Raw genomic sequence first — 677 nt, 5'->3', positions numbered from 1 at the left:
CCCTGGTAGTAGTCCATGATGATCTGAGCCTTCTTCTGAAGGTTCGGATTCTCGGTCGACCAGCGGAACGCCTCGTCGATCTCCTTGGTCGACGCGAGCGTCGAGAAGATGGACGAGTAGCTCTTCGCGTGCACCGACTCCATGAAGGCGATGTTGGTGTACACCGCCTCCTCGTGCGGGGTGATCGCGTCCGGGATCAGCGAGACGGCGCCCACGGTTCCCTGGATCGTGTCGAGCAGCGTGAGTCCGGTGAAGACGCGCATCGTGAGCAACTGCTCCTCGGGCGTCAACGTGTTCCACGACTGGACGTCGTTCGACAGCGGCACCTTCTCGGGCAGCCAGAAGTTGTTCACCAGACGGTTCCAGACCTCGAGGTCCTTGTCGTCCTGGATGCGGTTCCAGTTGATCGCCTGAACGCTGTCGACCAGCTTGAGCGGGGGGTGAGGAGTCATGATGATTCGTCGTTTCTTTGAAACTGGGTCACTGAGCCTGTCGAAGTGTCAGAGCATGCAGGAGACGCACTCGGCCATGTCGGTGCCCTCCAGTGCCATCTGACGCAGACGGATGTAGTAGATCGTCTTGATGCCCTTGCGCCATGCGTAGATCTGCGCCCGGTTGATGTCGCGCGTGGTGGCGGTGTCCTTGAAGAACAGCGTCAGCGACAGGCCCTGGTCGAC

2 protein-coding genes are annotated in these 677 nt (G+C 60.3%); both read right to left on the bottom strand.

The window, feature by feature from the left end; translation table 11 throughout:
• On the bottom strand, window positions 1–452 hold a 452-nt coding region (locus ACI3KW_RS23175), incomplete at its 3' end, for a ribonucleotide-diphosphate reductase subunit beta (protein WP_404850049.1).
• Between the two features lie 48 nt (window positions 453–500).
• A partial coding sequence (locus ACI3KW_RS23170) for a hypothetical protein (protein ID WP_404850050.1) occupies window positions 501–677 on the bottom strand: 177 nt, incomplete at its 5' end.

Source organism: Devosia sp. ZW T5_3, from assembly GCF_044987315.1.
GTDB lineage: Bacteria > Pseudomonadota > Alphaproteobacteria > Rhizobiales > Devosiaceae > Devosia.
This window is presented reverse-complemented; position numbering and strand designations above follow the sequence as displayed.